Raw genomic sequence first — 16,842 nt, 5'->3', positions numbered from 1 at the left:
TGAGCAATGAAACAGGGGGTGTCGATGTCCGTGCGGACAATGCGAAGCATCGGATATGTCGTTGTCGCGGCGGCCGGGGTATCGATGACCCCGTTGGCGACGCTCGCGCATGCCGATGTATCGGCATGCGCGCGTCCGGACGCAGCGAAAATCTCCCGTTTCGCAAACGGCCCCGCAGCGGACGAAGCGGGAAGTGCTGAGGGTTATCGTTGGTGGACGGATGTATTCGCCACGCGTCGCCTGCCGTCTCGGCACGTGCAGATGCAGCCGGTTGCCGCCATCCAGCAAGGAGACGATACGTCGGCGTCACTGGCCGAGGTGTCACCGACACTCGGCGAGCTTTATCGTTCCACACGGGATTCGATCACGTCGGCGACCCGTGGGATCCCGGGGTTGACGACGTTGTGGCACATCGGACGGATATTGGTAACAGGTGCCCCCATGCAGAGCGAGACATCGACCGACGGCGATGAACCGGAGCGAGGGACTGTCAAATGAGTGCGCAATGCGACACTGTCCGAACGAACGGGGACGTCCTTCGCGGCGTTGATCTGGCATGAACACTCAGCCAGCACGGATACATTGCGATGATGGCGCGGCGTTGGCGGCGACCATTCTCTATCCGCCGGATGGCACGCCGCTGCGAGCCGTTGCCGTGATCGCCGGGGCGCTGGGAGTTTCGTCGCGCTTCTACATGAAGTTCGCGGCATTTCTGGCCCAACACGGCATTGCCGCGCTGACTTTCGATTATCGCGGTACAGGGAAGAGCGCCGTTGCCACCGATCCCCGGGGCCTTCGCCTTGCCAAGTGGGGCACGCAGGACATCGATGCGTTGATCCGACGAGCGACAGACATGGCTGAAGGTCGTCCGGTGTTCGTCGTCGGGCACAGCATGGGGGCGCAGCTTCTTGGACTGGCCGTGAGGGCCAGACGGCTTTCGGGGGCGATGTTCCTCGGCGCATCGTTTCCGAACGTCCGGCGATGGCCGCTGCGGCGCATGCTCATGCCGTTTCTGCTTTTCAATGTCCTGATCCCGGTGATTGGACGGCTGAGCCGGTCATTCCCGGCGAAGGCGTTGGGCCTCGGATCGGAAACCATCCCCAGCGCATTGATGCGGGATTGGGGACGGTGGACGAGGCATGAACGATATCTGCTGGCACCCGAATTCGGGTTGAACGGGGCGTCCGGCTATGCCGAATTGCATTTACCTGTTCTCGCGATCGAGTTCAGCGATGACGACTATGTTCCGCCGGCGGCTGCCGAAGCGCTGTATGCCGGCTATCCGAAAGTCGATTGGGAGATACGTCGCAAAGCCGTCGACACGGCGCCCGTGGGGCACTTCGGCTTTTTCAGCGATTCGCATCGCTCGACATACTGGCAGGAAGCACTCGACTGGTTGAACTGCCGTATTCGGACGGCGCGCACGTGAGTGCGACGATGCGGCCGTGGGTGCGTCAGGCGATAGCGCACCATGGCGAGCAACGCTCCTGGCTCGCTTCAACGAACCGCCTCAATGAACCACCTCAACGAACTGACGGCAGGTGGTCGAGCGCCACCCGCGTCGCATAGGTAAGCTCCGCCGGGAGTTCGCTTCTCGAGAACCACGCGTACGCGGCGTGTTTCTCGGGCTCCATGACACGTGGCTCGCCCGAAAATTCGGTAACTTCATACACGGGCGCAACCCAGTGCGCGTGGCGAGCGACGTCGATCTGATCGACGATACACAACAGGCGAACCTCGCCGAGTACGATTGCCAACTCTTCCCTGATTTCCCGCCGCACGGCATCCTCGACCGTCTCGGCCCAATCCAGTTTTCCTCCCGGAAGTCCCCAGCATCCCGCTTCGGGATCGCGCAATCGCCTGATCAACAGAATTCGCCCGTCGCGGTGTATCGCAGCACCGCAGCCGATGCGTGGAAATTGGGTATCGATATACTGATTCGGATTCGTCATTGAATGGGCGGTAGGCGATGAACGGCGGCAAGAGGGGCGGTCGGGCTTAACCGGTTGGGAAGGTTCGCCGATGCTATCAGAAAAAATCGATTAAAATGGTTTCTATCCATATTATACTGCCGCCAAACCAACGGGCCCGGGAGCATTGGCCCAACTGACGTTCCGTACCGCGCACCGAAATTACCAAATTCGACATATCGACATGGCCAACGACACTTCCTCATCTGCCGCGAGTTTGACGACACTGGCGTTCCGCCGTCTGCGGGCGGACATCATTTCGGGTGATCTGCGTCCGGGCGAACGTCTGCGAATTCAAGTGTTGGTCGAGCGGTACGGGATAGGCGCGACGGCTATTCGGGAATCGCTGTCGAGATTGTCGAGCGATGGCCTCGTCGAGTTTCAGGAGCAGCGCGGATTCTGCGTCGCACCGGTGTCGCGAGAGGAGCTTCTGGATCTCACTAAGACGAGAATCGCACTCGAAGGCATGGCGCTTCGCCTTGCGATGGAAAACGGCAGCCTGGAGTGGGAATCCAAAGTCGTCAGCAATTTCCATCGTCTGTCGAAGACGCCGCTGCCGACATCTCCCGAACTGTTCGCCGAGTGGTTCGGCGCGCACTCGGTCTTTCACGAATCGCTGCTGGAGGGATGCGAGTCGCCCACGCTTCTGCATCTTTGTCGACTGCTGCGCGAAAAGCTGGCTCGCTATCACAATCTGTCGGTCCGCAATACGACGATCGAGAATCGCGACGCGATGACGGAACACAAGAAGCTGATGGAGGCCGTTGTCGCGCGAGATGCCGAGATGGGCCAGCGTCTGGTCGCGGAACATTTCAGCAAATCGGCCCAACTCGTTCTGGTCGAGTTCGACAAGGCATTCCCCAGCAAGGCCGGCAAGCCGGGGACTCGCGCGGAAGTGGCGGGCTGAACCTGCCATCCGATAAGCGCGTCCGCGCGGATCCGGTCTGCCGACGGCGGCGTGCCGCCACCTGCTTTCGACGTTCGACGACCACGCGGGATGGCCCGCGACGTCATCTCATCTCCTGGATTTTCTCGCCGCACTTGCGCGGCTCTCGCGCACGTCGCCCCAAAGCGATCAGGCGACTGACTGACGACTGAGACGGCGCGAGATCCCACGTCTCCCGTCGTTTCACGCGACGTCGAACTTCATTCCCGCTCCATGTTCCTCTCGTGTGTGTTCCGACGACACACGCGCCCATCCTGCACAGCGTCATACATTACGGCGCCGAACACGGTGCCGTTCCGCTCGGCAGCACTTCTCTCACGCGTCTCATGCGCCCTTTACCGGCGACACCGGTCTTCCTTCGCCTCATCGCCTGACAATCCGTCATATCGCTGAAGATGTAAAAAATAGATTTTGATGGATATACGTATTGAAAATCGATAAAAATATGTTTAGCATGCAATTCACAGATTTCGTCTAAAACGTGATCTGTAAAAGATAGAGATCCAGAGCCCCGCAAGAGGGCGAGAAGGGTCGAAAAAAGCCCATGGGGCGCGAGAGGAGACAAATGAGACAGGTATTGAAAGCACGCCGCGATTGTCGGCGCGGTCGGATATTGAGGCTCACGATTCTGGCCGCCGGTGCGATGTCGGCGCTGTCGGCGACGGCGATGGAGATCGATCTGGGAAATCCGGACGTCATCGCCAGATGGGACACGACGCTCAAGTACAGCAATGCGTTTCGCTTGAGCGGTGCTGCGCCGGCGCTGGTTGCCAATCCGAACAACGACGACGGAGACCGGAATTTCCGGGCAGGCCTGATCTCCAATCGCGTCGATTTATTCAGCGAAATGGACGCAACGTGGCAGCGCCGATTCGGCGTGCGCCTGAGCGGCGCGGCCTATTACGACAGCGTCTACAACCGCTCGAACAGCAATCCGGGCTTCGCGGGCGGCGCGTATCCCAATCAAACCTCGGTGCCCTCCAACCAGTTCACCAGCACGGCGCGGGTGACGCAGGGGCGCAACGTCGAACTGCTTGACGCATTCGTGTTCGGCAAGTTCGACCTCGACACCGGCGACGCCACCGTTCGCGCCGGGCGGCACGCATTGATCTGGGGCGAAAGCCTGTTCTTTGGCGCCAACGCGATTGCCGGCGGTCAAATGCCGGTCGATGCGGTCAAGCTGGCGTCGGTGCCGGGAACGCAGTTCAAGGAGGCGATTCGCCCCGTTCCGCAACTGTCCGGGCAGATGCAGTTGGGGCCGAACGTATCGGTCGGCGCCTACTATCAATTGGAGTGGGTGCCCAACCGGGTACCCGTTGCGGGCACGTATTTCTCCAACAACGACACCGACGTCGGAAGTGAAAGAATGCTGTTGGGGCCGGGCGTTCCGGCGGCCGTCCGGTTGGGGGACGTGAAGCCGAAAAACTCCGGGCAGGGAGGCGTGCAGTTGAGGTTCCGCGAGGCGGACACCGACTTCGGACTGTATGCGATCCGCTTCCATAGCAAGACGCCACAGGTGGTGCCCGTCCTTGGCCTGACACCAGGCGGCCCGGCGCCCACCGGCTATCGACTGGCCTATCAGGAAGGCATCACGGCGCTCGGCGCCAGCGCGAGCCACACGTTCGGCGACGTCAATCTCGCCATCGAGGGCTCCATCCGGCACAACCAGGATCTCGCGAGTAATCGCGGCGTCGACGCCAGCGCAATCTCTCCCGCGCCGGCCACGAACAACACGGACAACCCGGGCTACGCCGTCGGCAACACCGCGCATATCAACATTTCGTCGATCACGTCGCTTCCCGTAACCCCGTTTTGGCGCGAAGCCAATTTGACGGCGGAGTTCGCATGGAGCCACGTCATGCGCATCACCCGGAACCCGGGGGCTGCCGATGTGAACGGGACTCGCGACGGCTTTCAGGTGCGGTTCATTCTGGAACCCACTTACCGCAACGTTTTCAGCGGCGTCGATATCAGTATCCCGATCGGCATGAGCTGGGCGCCGAGCAGCTCGCGTCCGCTCGCTGCAGGAAACCCGAACGCATGGACGCCGGCCGGCGGCGGCGACATCACCATCGGCATCAATGCGAGCTTCCGCGACGCGTGGCGCTTCACGCTTGCCTACACGCACTACTACGGCGCGCTGGGGTCGTTCACCACGGCTGCCAACGCGTTCAGCTGGCAGCAAACGCTGAAGGACCGCGATTTTATTGCCGCGTCGCTACGTTATTCCTTCTGAATGGAGATGCCACGTGAAGTCGATTCAAATCTCGTCCGCACTTGCCCTGACTCTCTCGCTGATGGCGGGAGCGGCGCACAGTGCCGTGAGCGCCGAGGACGCCGCTCAACTCAAGACCACGCTGACGCCGTTCGGCGCCGAGCGCGCCGGTAACAAGGACGGCACCATCCCGGCGTGGACTGGCGCGCCGACCCCGAACGCCGGATTGAACAACGGTCGCCGAAGCGATCCGTTTGCCGCCGAGAAGCCGCTGAATTCGATCACCGCCAAAAACATGGCCCAGTACTCGGGTCAATTGACGGAAGGGACGAAGGCGCTCCTGCAGAAGTACCCGAATACCTTCCGGGTCGATGTATATAAAACGCACCGAACCGCGATTGCTCCGCAGTGGGTGTACGACAACACGGCCAAGAACGCCGTGAATGCAAAACTGGTGGAGACGAGTTCCGGGCCAGTGCCGCAGGGCGTCTACGGTGGCATTCCGTTCCCGATTCCGAAGTCGGGCCTGGAGGTCATGTGGAATCACCAGCTTCGCTGGCGCGGCGAGTCCTGGCATCTGGAAGGCAAGGCGTATCAACTGACGCCGGACGGCACGTGGGTGAACGTTGTCGACGCGTCGAACGACGTCTGGATGCCGTACTACGCGCAGACCCCCGAAAAGTTCAACAACGAGTACTACATGATTCGTTCGCTCACTCGGGGGCCGGCGATCCGGGCCGGTGAGGCGATCACCGACCGAATGAACCTCGATGAGTCGAAAACGGCGGCGTGGGTCTACCTGACGGGGCAGCGCAGAGTTCGAAAACTCCCCAATTCGTGCTGCGACACGCTGACGCCATTTTCCGCAGGGGTGGCCACGTTCGACGAGGTGTCCGTTTTCACCGGCCGTCTCGACAAGTTCGACTGGAAGTTGCTGGGCAAGCGTGAAATGTACATCCCCTACAACGCCAATCGTGCGCTGCAGCCGGCAAAAGACAGCGAGCTCCTCGGCCAGCACCACCTGAACCCTGACTTCATCCGTTGGGAACTGCATCGTGTATGGGTCGTCGAGGCGACGCTCAAGAGCGGTGAGCGACACACGTCTCCGAAGAGCCGCTACTACGTGGACGAAGACAGTTGGGACGCCGTCATGGCCGAGCGCTATGACGCCAACGGCCAATTGGCGCGAATTCCGTTTGCGCTGCCAGTCGTGATGTCCGATGTTCCCGCGACCGAGCAGATCAACTGGGGCGTCTATGACCTGACCACCGGCTCGTCGTTCGTCAGCGGCATCACCAACGAGCGAAATGCGATGTATGTGCCCAAGCGTCCCGCGTTCAAGGACGCCACCTTCACCCCCGATGCGATGGCCGGGGAAGGCGTTCGCTGAAATCGCCCGTGCATGAACGCTGTCGCGTTCTCGCGTTACCGCGGCCGCTGACCGTGGCATGGTCCGGCCTTTACGATTTGGGATGTTCGATGAATTCCTCGCTTCGCCGATGGGCATCTGCAGCATGTTGCACGTTGATGCTCCTCTCTTGCGCGTCCGCTCAGGCGTCGGCCACGTTTCCGGCGCTGGGACAGGATGCGCTCTCTGTCAGATATCCCGAGCGGAACGTGCTCCAGGCCGCGGCAATGGCCGGCACACGCGTCGTCGCGGCAGGAGAGCATGGCATCGTCGTGCTTTCCGACGACGGCGGGCGCAACTGGAGGCAGGCTGCACGCGTACCCGTCGCAGTCACGCTGACAGCGCTGCAGTTCGTGGACGCGCGGCAAGGCTGGGCGGTCGGGCACGGCGGTGTGATCCTGCACACGAACGACGGGGGCAACACCTGGCAGCGGCAGACCGACGGGACGCAACTCGGCCGGATAGCCCTGGACGCGGCAACGGATCGCGTTCGGCAGTTCCCCGCCGATCGCGAAACCCTTGCGCAGCTCGAAATTGCGAAGCAGGTCGCTGCGAACAGCGCAACGGCGCCGCTGCTCGACCTATGGTTCGTCGATGCGTCGCATGGTTTCGTCGTGGGGGCCTACAACCAGTTCTTCGAGACGACTGACGGCGGGAAGACGTGGACGAGCGCGGCGGATCGTCTGGTCAATCCCAAAGGACTGCATTTGTATTCCATTCGCGCACGAGGCGATGTCGTCCTGATTTCGGGGGAGCAGGGGCTTCTGCTTCGGTCCAGGGACGGCGCGAGGCACTTTCGTCCACTCAGCAGCCCGTATGAAGGAAGCTGGTTCAGCAGCGTCTTCCTGAGCGACCGCGAGATCGTCATCGCCGGACTCCGCGGCAATGCGTTCTATTCCTCCGACGCCGGAGAGTCCTGGACTCGTTTTGCGGGCGCGGGTCAGGTCTCGTTCAGTTCGGCCGTCGCTCTCGCCAATGGCGCCGTTCTCCTGTCGAACCAGGCGGGGCAATGCTTCGTGGGCTTTATGGGAGGGCGCCTGACGTTGCTCGATGTTCCGCCGCAGCCGCCGCTGTCGGCCGTACTGCCGCTGGACGCCGGTGACATTCTGGCGCTCGGCGCTGCGGGAGTTTTACGTCTCGCGCTGCCATCACCGCCAAGCCGGAGCGTCGCGCGATGAGCCATCCTCAATCCCCCAAGCAGTCAACGGTTGCCGAAATGTCGCGATTCGATACGTCCTCCGGCTCCCGCATCGAGCGGGTGCTGTTCAATCATCGCGCCATGGTCGTTGTATTGTGCGCACTCATCACGCTGTTGCTCGGCTGGCAGGCCAGCCATCTGCGTCTGTCAGCGAGCTACGAAAAAACCATCCCGACGTCGCATCCGTTCATCGTCAATTTCCTGCGCTACGAAACCCAGCTTTACGGTTTGGGAAATGCGGTGCGCGTGGCCGTCCGCAACCCGAATGGGAGCATCTACGATGCGAGCTACATGGCGACGTTGCGCAAGATCAACGACGAACTGTATCTGACGCCCGGCGTCGCCCGTGGCGGGGTGAAAAGTCTGTGGACGCCCGCCACGCGGTGGACCGGCGTCACCGAGGACGGGCTCGAGGGAGGCCCGGTCATCCCCGACGGCTACGATGGTTCATCGAAAAGCCTGCAGCAACTCGCGGCCAACGTTGCGCGCTCCGGGGAGATCGGGCAGATCGTCGCGCTGGACGGACGTTCCAGCATGATCTTCGTTCCGCTGCTGAACAAAGGGATCGATGGCGAGCCGTTGGACTACGGCAGATTCTCCCGCAACCTCGAGGAACTGCGTGCGCGGTACGAGCGCCAGAGAGTCGAGATCCATATCACCGGATTCGCCAAGCTGGTGGGCGATCTGATCGATGGCGTCCGGTCTGTCCTGCTGTTCTTCGCGCTGGCGGTCGTCATCGCCGGCGGCATCGTATTTGCCTATACGCGGTGCCTGCGCTCCACGGTCCTGGTGGTTGTCAGCTCCCTGACGGCGGTCGTGTGGCAACTGGGGCTCCTGCCGTTGCTCGGTTTTTCCGTCGATCCCTATTCGATCCTGGTGCCGTTTCTCGTGTTCGCGATCGGCATGAGCCACGGAACGCAGAAGATGAACGGGATCATGCAGGACATCGGCCGAGGGGCGAGCAAGCTCACCGCGGCGCGGCTGACGTTCCGGCGACTCTTTCTCGCCGGCCTGACAGCGCTTCTTGCCGATGCGGTGGGATTTGCCGTACTTCTCGTCATCGACATTCAAGCCATTCGCGAACTGGCCATTGCCGCGTCGATGGGGGTGGCGGCGTTGATCTTCACTAATTTGATCCTGCTTCCCGTCCTGTTGAGCTATGTCGGCGTCAATCGATCCGCTGCGGAGCGCAGCCTCGAATCCCATGGCGAGGATGCGACGGAAGGAACCCGCCGTTCGATATGGCGCTTCCTGGATCGATTCACGCGCCCGACCTGGGCGGCTGCGACCGTCGCCGGCGCTGCGGTGATGCTCGTCATCGGCTTCGCGGTAAGCAAGCATCTGTCCATTGGCGACCTCGACCCGGGCGCACCGGAGTTGCGCGCGCACAGCCGATACAACCGAGACGTCGCCTTCGTCAATGCTTCCTACGGCGCATCGAGCGATGTGCTGGCCGTGCTCGTCAAGACCCCGCCGGGCGAATGTACGCGTATCGGCACCGTCCTGAAGGTCGACGCACTGGAGTGGCAACTGCGTCAGATCCAGGGGGTCGAGTCGACGAACACGCTGGGACTGCTCAATCGACGCGCCTTGGTCGGATTGAACGAGGGCAACCCGAAGTGGTACGAGTTGCTGCCGAGCCAGGACATGGTCAATTCGATTACGGCGAACGCGCCGCGCGGCCTCTACAACGATGCCTGCGACTTGCTGACGATGTACGTCTACCTCAAGGATCACCGGGCCGAGACGCTGACCCGGGTGGTGGACCACGTACAGGCCTTCGCGGCAAAGAACGACACTCAGGACGCGAAGTTCCTGCTGGCTGCCGGTTCGGCGGGGGTGGACGCCGCCACGAACATCGTCGTGCGCGACGCGTGGCGAAAGATGCTGTGGCTCGTCTACGCCGCCGTGGTGATGCTCGCCTACGCCACGTTCCGCTCGTGGCGGGCGGTCGCCGTGGCGGTGATCCCGCTGGTGCTGACATCGTTCCTGGCCGAGGCACTCATGGTGGCGCTCGGAATCGGGGTCAAGGTGGCGACGCTCCCCGTGGTCGCGCTGGGCGTCGGGATCGGGGTGGACTACGCGCTTTACATCCTTTCCATACTGCTCGCGCGATTGCGAGAGGGCATGACGTTGTCGCAGGCCTATCACCAGGCGCTTATCTTCACCGGCAAGGTCGTCATGCTCACCGGGATCACGCTCGCCATCGGGGTGATCACGTGGGTCGCGAGCCCAATCAAGTTCCAGGCCGACATGGGCATTCTGCTCGCGTTCATGTTCCTCTGGAACATGCTCGGCGCGCTGGTGCTTCTTCCCGCCCTGGCCTGTTTACTCCTGCGCCCGGCCGCCCTCGCGAGCCAGGCAAAAACGGAGACGGTGGCACTCGGAGCGGAGCAGTGAGTCGCCCTCGGGCCAACCCATCAACCATGACATCCATGGAGGTTCCATGTCTCGAAAAGTCGTCATCACCTGTGCGGTCACAGGCTCCATCCACACGCCGACGATGTCGCCTCATTTGCCGATTACGCCCGCCCAGATCGCGGAGGCGGCCATTGCGGCCTGGGAGGCCGGTGCCGCGGTGCTTCACCTGCACGCACGGGATCCGAACGACGGCCGACCGACGCCCAGTGCGGACGTGTTCCGGGAGTTCCTGCACCCCATCCATAGCGAAACGGACGCGATCATCAACATCACGACGGGTGGCGCGCACACCATGGATCTGGACCAGCGACTCGAGGCGGCGCTGGCGTTTTCGCCAGAAATGGCGTCCTGCAACGTTGGCTCGCTGAACTTCGGCTTTTTCCCGATCCTCGACAAAATCAAGAACTGGCAACATGCATGGGAGCCCGCCTATCTCGAAGCGTCGAGACACGCGATTTTCCGGAATACCTTCGGCGACATCGAGCAACTGTTCGAACGGCTGGCGAAGCCTCTCGGCACTCGTTTCGAATTCGAATGCTATGACGTTGGCCATCTCTACACGCTGAAGCACTTCGTGGATCGCGGCTTCGTCAAGACACCGTTCGTGCAGTTCGTCCTGGGAGTTCTCGGCGGGATCGGAGCGGATCCGGAGAATCTGACTCACATGAAGCGCATCGCGGACAAGTTGTTCGGCGATGACTACCGCTGGTCCGTATTGGGGGCCGGTCGTCACCAGATGCCGCTAGTGACGCAGGCGGCGCTGATGGGAGGGAATGTACGCGTTGGACTGGAGGATTCTCTTACGATCGGCTCGGGCCAACTGGCGACATCCAACGCCGAGCAGGTCTGGAGGATCCGCGATGTGCTCGAGCGTCTCGGCCTGGAGATCGCAACGCCCTCGGAAGCCCGCGAGATGCTGGGCCTGAAGGGCAAAGAGAAGGTAACGATCTGAAGCATCGTTCTTTGAACAAGGTGTCGAATATGAAAACGCAGAACACAAAACCCCGCATTGCTATCGTGGGCGCCGGTCCGGCGGGATTGATCACGGCGATCCTGCTGAAGAAAAAAGGGCTCGACGCGACGATCTACGAGCGCAGCGATTCGATCGCGAAGTTGCCGCAAGCGCATGTCGTCAACACTCGGACCTGCGAGATCCTCCGTGAACTCGGCCTGTTCGAGACGATGGAAGCCGCCGCATCTCGGGAGGACAGGATGCTGTGCGTGACCTGGTCGTCATCGTTCGCGGGCACGCGATTCGGGCGACTGCTGATCGAAGGAAACGCGGAGCAGAAGGCGTACCGCCGCAGCGCCAGCCCTGTGCGGACGCTGAATATGGGGCAGAACGTGTTCTGCGGCATTCTGCTCGAACACCTTCTGGCCCTGGGCGGCGACGTACGTTTCGGTCACGACGTTCTCGATGCCGGCATGGAAAACGGCAAGGGCGTCCTGTCCATCAGTGACGCCGGCGGCCAGACGCGGCGCGAGGTATTCGACTATGTCCTTGCTTGCGACGGTGCGAGCAGCAAGGTGCGAAAGGCGCTCGATATCGAAATGATCGGGCCGCCGTCGATTGCGCGGTTTGCGACCTGCTACTTCAAGGGGGACCTCAATCGCTATCTCGGCGGGCACACGGGGCCGGTTCATTTCGTGGCAAATGACGATGTCCCGGGCTTCCTGATTTCGTTCGATCTCGACCAGAGCTGGGCGCTGATGTGCGCAATGCCGCCCGACGCAACGCGTGAGGACTTCACCGGCGAGGTCATGCTCGAACTGGCTCGCCGCGCGGTCGGCGATCCGCAGGCGGCGCTCGAACTTGTGAGTGTCGGGTCCTGGAACATGAGTGCGCAGGTGGCCTCGGCCTTCCGCAAAGGGCCGTTCTTCCTGATCGGCGATGCGGCCCACCGATTCCCACCCACTGGCGGACTCGGTCTCAACACCGGCGTGCAGGACGCCCATAACCTGGCCTGGAAGCTGGCGATGGTCGCGTCGGGCCGCGCGGCGCCTGAATTGCTCGATACCTACGAGGTGGAGCGGGCGCCGGTGGCCGCGCGAAACCGGACGCACAGCGTGGAGAACTTCCAGAAGCTAATGGAGGTTCAGCAGGTGGCCGGCGCCGCATTCATCGCGCCCGCCGACCATCGCGTCGTGCAACGCCCGGTGGCGCCGGAGCGCGACTACGGCGTCAGTGGCACCGGCGCCGATGCCGCCGCGAAGCGAGCGCGGATCCAGGCATCGATCGATAGGCAGCGGCCTCATTGGGACGCGCTCAACATCGAACTCGGATTCAGCTATGCGGAAGACGATTCGGAATGCGCGATCCCCGATTACGACTATGTGCCGGTCATCCGCCGCGGGGCGCGCCTGGGACACGCCTGGATCGGCGCGGGGGGCACACGTCGTTCGACGCTGGACTTCTACAGCCGGGACACCTTCTCGCTGTTGCTGTTCGGCGGCGTGGCGGCCGGGCAGGTGAACCTGGATGCACTGAAAGGGGCGGGCATCGATGTCGTCCAGGTCGATGTGCCGGAAGCGCTGGCCGACGCCAACGGTTTCCGGTGGGGAGACGCTGCGCTGGTGCGTCCGGACGGGCACGTCCTCTGGTGCGGGCAGGTGGCAGGCGTCGCGCAGGGCGACGAGATTTTCGCCGCGGTAAACGAACTTGCGGCGGGGCGGGTCTTTCGCGAAGCCTCGCGCGCACGGAAAACAGACGAAATGGAGAACTCGATGAAGTCCGAAGGAATGGTTTCGAAAGACGAGGGCGGCGTACGCCCGAAGAAGCTGGCTCACGTCGTGCTGCGCTCCGACGAGCGCTTCGAGGCGATGTGCGAATGGTATCGGGACATGCTGAGCGCGCAAGTGGCCCACAAGGATGCCATGACGTGTTTCATGACATTCGACAGCGAGCACCATCGGCTGGCGGTCGTGCGCGTTCCGGGCATGGTGGACCGTCCGTCCGGCACCGTCGGACTGGAGCACGTGGCATTCACGTTCGGGACGCTGGCAGATCTGCTCGAGACCTATGCACGATTGAAGCCGAAGGGCGTGGTTCCCATTCTGACGATCAACCACGGTCCCACGGTATCGTTGTACTACGAGGACCCCGACCGGAATCGCGTCGAGCTGCAGGTCGATAACCAGGAGACGATCGAAGAGTTTCTGGCTTTCGTGAAGTCGGGGGCGATGGATGCCAATCCGATCGGACAGCGGTTCGACGCGGATGAAATGCTCGCGAAGCTTCGGGCCGGGGTGCCGGCGGCGGATCTGCAGGCGTATCCGGTGCCGCCGAGCCCCGTGGATCCGTCGGTGATGGAGATCCTGTACCGGAACTGACGTTCGAGGGTTCGGTTGCCCCATCGGCGCGCTTTTCTTCTATTCGCAGCACACCCACTCACGGAATCGGTTTCATGAGCTTTCACGTTCCAAAGACATTTCTTCAACTTCGTTCGCTGATCAAGGCGAGCGGAGCGCTGGAGCTTTCTCTCGTCCGCCTGGAAGTCCCACGTCCCGGTCCCGATGAGGTGGTGGTCCGAATCGAAGCCTCTCCGCTCAATCCCTCCGACATCGGATTGCTGTTCGGCGCCGCTGATATGGACACTGCAGTTTGCAATGGCAGCGATGAGCGATCGACTGTCGTCGCTCGCGTGCCCGAGGCGGGCATGAAAGCGATGGCCGCACGCCTCGATGCGTCGCTGCCCATCGGCAACGAAGGCGCCGGGATCGTGGTTGATGCCGGCGCATCGAGCGGTGCGCGGGCATTGCTCGGACGGACAGTGAGCATATTCGGTGGCGCCATGTATTCGCAGTATCGATGCGTTCGCGCCGATCAATGCATGGTGCTCCCTGAGGACCACTCGCCGCGGGATGGGGCGTCGAGCTTCGTTAATCCGCTGACCGCGCTCGGGATGATCGAAACCATGCGCCGGGAAGGGCATGTGGCCCTGGTGCATACGGCAGCGGCTTCCAACCTGGGGCAGATGCTCAATCGGGTTTGCATTGCAGACAACATTGCGCTGGTGAACGTGGTGCGTCGCCAGTCGCAGGCCGATTTGCTTAAGCGCCAGGGGGCGAGGTTCGTCTGCGATACCAGTTCGCCCACGTTCATGGACGATCTCACTGAGGCGCTCGCGCAGACCGGTGCGACGATCGCGTTCGATGCGACGGGTGGGGGAGGGCTCGCCAGCCAGATCCTCACGTGCATGGAGCGGGCGTTGAGCCGGAAAGCGCAAGACGCATATAGCCGCTACGGCTCGACGACGCTCAAGCAGGTCTACATATACGGAGGACTGGACACCGGGGCGACCGAAATTCGACGGAACTTCGGCATGGCATGGAGCGTTGGCGGTTGGTTGATGTCGACTTTCCTTAGCAGGATTGGGGCCGCTGCGACGACTGAGTTGAAAACGCGAATCGCCAGCCAGTTGAAGACGACGTTCAGAAGTCACTATTCCGGGGAGATCTCGCTCGCGGAGATGCTTCGTGCGGAAGTGATTGCCGAGTACAGCAAGCGCGCTACCGGTGAGAAATACCTCGTGAATCCGAACAAGGGGAACTGAGTGCGAGACGGGCGGTGCGATGATGCCATCGCACCGCCCGCGGTTTCTACCGCCGCTGGCGATTCCGAGCGCAGATCACCGAGGGAGGGTGGCGAGGAACTTGATGAGTTCTTCGTTGACTTGTTCCGCGCGCTCCGCCTGGATCCAGTGCCCCGCGCCTTCGATGAACAGGGCGTTGCCCATCGCTTGTGCCGCTTCGCGGAATCCCGGGAAATGCAGCACGGTATCGGAGGTGCCGCCGATATACGCCGATGGGACCGGCAGGGCCATGCCATTCCACGGTGCAGTGATCTCCCAATTGCGCTGGAAAACGCGGTAGCCGTTCAGTCCGCCGCGGAACGTCGTTCTCGAATAGGCCGCCACGTAGACTTCGAGGTCGATTTCCGAAAGAAATTCGATAGGGCCATCGGGTGCCGGTAACTGATCGACCAGATTTCCTCCGGGTGGGACGGTCATGATGAACGGCACCTGGGGGTTTTGGCCCGAGTTGGCGTAGATGAGACGCCGCAGCGTTTCTTTCACGTCGCGGCCCAGGTCCTTTTCCGCGACGCCGGGCTCCTGGAAGTAAAGCATGTAGAAGCCTGGAGGCACCGCGCCCTGGAAGGCTTCGAGAATGCTCACGGGACCGCGGGGAATGTATGGGACCGACAAGCCCATGACGCCGCGCACGCGGTCGGGTCGCATGAGTGCGGCGTGGTATGCCGTGGACGTACCTGCATCGTGGCCGACGAATGCCGCGCGCTCGATGCCCAACGCGTCCATCAGGCCGACGACGTCTCCCACGGTATGACACACGTCGTAGCTTTCGATATCCGGCGGCGCATCGGACGCACCATGCCCGCGCATGTCGAGCGCAATGGCGCGATAGCCGGCCCGCGCCAACGCCGGCAACTGATGGCGCCAGCTATACCACAGCTCCGGAAATCCGTGGCAGAAGATGACGGCGGGGCCCTCTCCAGCTTCAACGTAATGAAGCCGTGTGCGATTTACCTCTACAAAATTGTGGCGAAGTTCGGTCATTGGGTTTCTCGTGGGTTGATGTCAATGCGAAGAAGCATGAATCGTGGGCCGGTTCATGCTTCCGGCTCGACTACGTTTTCGATAAAGCCGAGTCCATCGATCTCGGCGCGGACCACATCGCCCGCCTTGAGGAATACACCGCGCGCGACCCCGACGCCCGACGGCGTGCCCGTGGCGATGATGTCGCCGGGTTCCAGCGTGGTCATGGCGGAAAGGTGAGCGATCTGCGCTGCAACGCTGTAGATCATGTCGGCGGTGGAACTGCGCTGCCGCTCACTGCCGTTCACGCTCAGGTGAAGGGTCAGGGCTTGGGGATCGGGGACTTCGTCGGCCGTGGTAATCCAGGGGCCGAGGGGGCCGTGCGAATCGAAGCTCTTGCCGAGCGTATGCGTCGTGGAAAGTTGCTGCCAGTCGCGCACGCTGACGTCGTTGGCAACGAGATATCCGCCCACGTACGACAACGCGTTCTCAACGCTGGCGTGTCGGCAACGCTTGCCGACGACAAATGCCAGTTCGACTTCGTAATCGAGTTTGTCTGACTTCGCCGGCAGGAGAATCGGGTCGTAGGGACCGGTAATGCAACTGACCTGCTTGTTGGTCCAGAGCTGCGATGCCGGAATCGGGATGCCCGCCGCCGCCGCTTCCTTGGCATGCGCCTGGTAATTCATGCCGATGATCAGATACTTGCGCGGATCGTTGATCGGCGATTCGAGTTTGACTTGCTGCAGTGGAATACGCGGCCCGCCGGCGAAACCGAGGAGCGGGCGGAGCGTATCGAGGCGCTCCAGCAGCAGACGCATCGAGTTCCCCGTGTCGACGACGGCGGAAAGGTCGACGACATCGTTTCCCTCGATTTTACCGAGGCGCGTCGAGCCATTGAAGGTGAAGCGACAGAGCTTCATGGACAGTTCTCCGGTGAGTGTTGATTCGTGCCAAGTTCGTTCGGCGTCAATCAATCATCATGCATGCCTGGATATGGCCGGTTGTCCGAGATGGCCCACATCGCGGAACATTGCGTGAATTCATCGGCGGCTGTGATGACAACGAGTGAGGCTGCGCCGAACACGAACAAGTTGGAATCGATCGTTTCCGGCATTTCCGTCTTCCCGAC

12 protein-coding genes are annotated in these 16,842 nt (G+C 62.0%); 9 read left to right on the top strand and 3 right to left on the bottom strand.

Annotated features, from left to right (window positions below; genetic code table 11):
* The first annotated feature begins 694 nt into the window (after positions 1–694).
* Positions 695–1,429 carry an alpha/beta hydrolase family protein gene (locus tag RO07_RS16720; RefSeq protein ID WP_218919076.1) on the top strand — a complete coding sequence of 245 codons (735 nt, stop codon included), beginning with the start codon at positions 695–697 and terminating at the stop codon, positions 1,427–1,429.
* A 94-nt stretch (positions 1,430–1,523) separates the two neighbouring features.
* On the opposite strand, the gene RO07_RS16715 is transcribed toward RO07_RS16720, so the two are convergent.
* Complete coding sequence (locus RO07_RS16715) at positions 1,524–1,952, bottom strand: NUDIX hydrolase (protein ID WP_052267399.1); 429 nt, start codon at positions 1,950–1,952, stop codon at positions 1,524–1,526.
* A 202-nt stretch (positions 1,953–2,154) separates the two neighbouring features.
* On the opposite strand from RO07_RS16715, the gene RO07_RS16710 reads away from it, so the two are divergent.
* The 8 genes from RO07_RS16710 (at position 2,155) to RO07_RS16675 (ending at position 14,711) form a co-directional block, all read left to right on the top strand.
* Positions 2,155–2,877, top strand: coding sequence for a GntR family transcriptional regulator (locus RO07_RS16710; RefSeq protein WP_052267398.1), 723 nt, complete (start codon positions 2,155–2,157; stop codon positions 2,875–2,877).
* 652 nt (positions 2,878–3,529) lie between these two features.
* The gene (locus tag RO07_RS16705) at positions 3,530–5,152 is read left to right on the top strand and encodes a DUF1302 domain-containing protein (protein ID WP_237171280.1); all 1,623 of its coding nucleotides are present in this window, start codon (positions 3,530–3,532) and stop codon (positions 5,150–5,152) included.
* Between the two features lie 13 nt (positions 5,153–5,165).
* Positions 5,166–6,521 (top strand): DUF1329 domain-containing protein, encoded by a 1,356-nt coding sequence (locus tag RO07_RS16700; protein ID WP_237171279.1) that lies wholly within the window; start codon positions 5,166–5,168, stop codon positions 6,519–6,521.
* Between the two features lie 89 nt (positions 6,522–6,610).
* Positions 6,611–7,717: a WD40/YVTN/BNR-like repeat-containing protein gene (locus RO07_RS16695; RefSeq protein WP_072637083.1), complete on the top strand. Its 1,107-nt coding sequence runs from the start codon at positions 6,611–6,613 to the stop codon at positions 7,715–7,717.
* Positions 7,718–7,755: 38 nt separating this feature from the next.
* The gene (locus RO07_RS16690) at positions 7,756–10,137 is read left to right on the top strand and encodes an efflux RND transporter permease subunit (RefSeq protein ID WP_237171278.1); all 2,382 of its coding nucleotides are present in this window, start codon (positions 7,756–7,758) and stop codon (positions 10,135–10,137) included.
* A 46-nt stretch (positions 10,138–10,183) separates the two neighbouring features.
* A complete protein-coding gene (gene kce / locus RO07_RS16685) occupies positions 10,184–11,110 on the top strand; it encodes a 3,5-dioxohexanoate:acetyl-CoA acetone transferase (RefSeq protein WP_039412555.1) in 927 nt (308 codons plus the stop codon).
* Positions 11,111–11,139: 29 nt separating this feature from the next.
* Positions 11,140–13,488: an FAD-dependent monooxygenase gene (locus RO07_RS16680; RefSeq protein WP_115089092.1), complete on the top strand. Its 2,349-nt coding sequence runs from the start codon at positions 11,140–11,142 to the stop codon at positions 13,486–13,488.
* A 74-nt stretch (positions 13,489–13,562) separates the two neighbouring features.
* Entirely contained in the window at positions 13,563–14,711 is a 1,149-nt protein-coding gene (locus RO07_RS16675; protein WP_039412552.1) for a zinc-binding dehydrogenase, read from the top strand.
* Between the two features lie 75 nt (positions 14,712–14,786).
* Here the strand turns inward: RO07_RS16675 and RO07_RS16670 are convergent, their stop codons facing one another.
* Together RO07_RS16670 and RO07_RS16665 are read right to left on the bottom strand one after the other, a co-directional pair.
* Positions 14,787–15,731, bottom strand: a complete 945-nt coding sequence (locus tag RO07_RS16670) for an alpha/beta fold hydrolase (RefSeq protein ID WP_039412551.1) — start codon at positions 15,729–15,731, stop codon at positions 14,787–14,789.
* Between the two features lie 53 nt (positions 15,732–15,784).
* A complete protein-coding gene (locus tag RO07_RS16665) occupies positions 15,785–16,687 on the bottom strand; it encodes a fumarylacetoacetate hydrolase family protein (RefSeq protein ID WP_335645799.1) in 903 nt (300 codons plus the stop codon).
* Positions 16,688–16,842: the final 155 nt, after the last annotated feature.

Origin of the sequence: Pandoraea pulmonicola, from assembly GCF_000815105.2 — a bacterium.
GTDB lineage: Bacteria > Pseudomonadota > Gammaproteobacteria > Burkholderiales > Burkholderiaceae > Pandoraea > Pandoraea pulmonicola.
This window is presented reverse-complemented; position numbering and strand designations above follow the sequence as displayed.

What these genes read in the sequence shown, in the direction of transcription:
- RO07_RS16720 (WP_218919076.1), top strand. Translation starts at nt 695, where the DNA reads ATGAAGTTCGCGGCATTTCTGGCCCAACACGGCATTGCCGCGCTGACT.
- RO07_RS16715 (WP_052267399.1), bottom strand. Translation starts at nt 1,952, where the DNA reads ATGACGAATCCGAATCAGTATATCGATACCCAATTTCCACGCATCGGC.
- RO07_RS16710 (WP_052267398.1), top strand. Translation starts at nt 2,155, where the DNA reads ATGGCCAACGACACTTCCTCATCTGCCGCGAGTTTGACGACACTGGCG.
- RO07_RS16695 (WP_072637083.1), top strand. Translation starts at nt 6,611, where the DNA reads ATGAATTCCTCGCTTCGCCGATGGGCATCTGCAGCATGTTGCACGTTG.
- RO07_RS16690 (WP_237171278.1), top strand. Translation starts at nt 7,756, where the DNA reads ATGTCGCGATTCGATACGTCCTCCGGCTCCCGCATCGAGCGGGTGCTG.
- kce (WP_039412555.1), top strand. Translation starts at nt 10,184, where the DNA reads ATGTCTCGAAAAGTCGTCATCACCTGTGCGGTCACAGGCTCCATCCAC.
- RO07_RS16680 (WP_115089092.1), top strand. Translation starts at nt 11,140, where the DNA reads ATGAAAACGCAGAACACAAAACCCCGCATTGCTATCGTGGGCGCCGGT.
- RO07_RS16675 (WP_039412552.1), top strand. Translation starts at nt 13,563, where the DNA reads ATGAGCTTTCACGTTCCAAAGACATTTCTTCAACTTCGTTCGCTGATC.
- RO07_RS16670 (WP_039412551.1), bottom strand. Translation starts at nt 15,731, where the DNA reads ATGACCGAACTTCGCCACAATTTTGTAGAGGTAAATCGCACACGGCTT.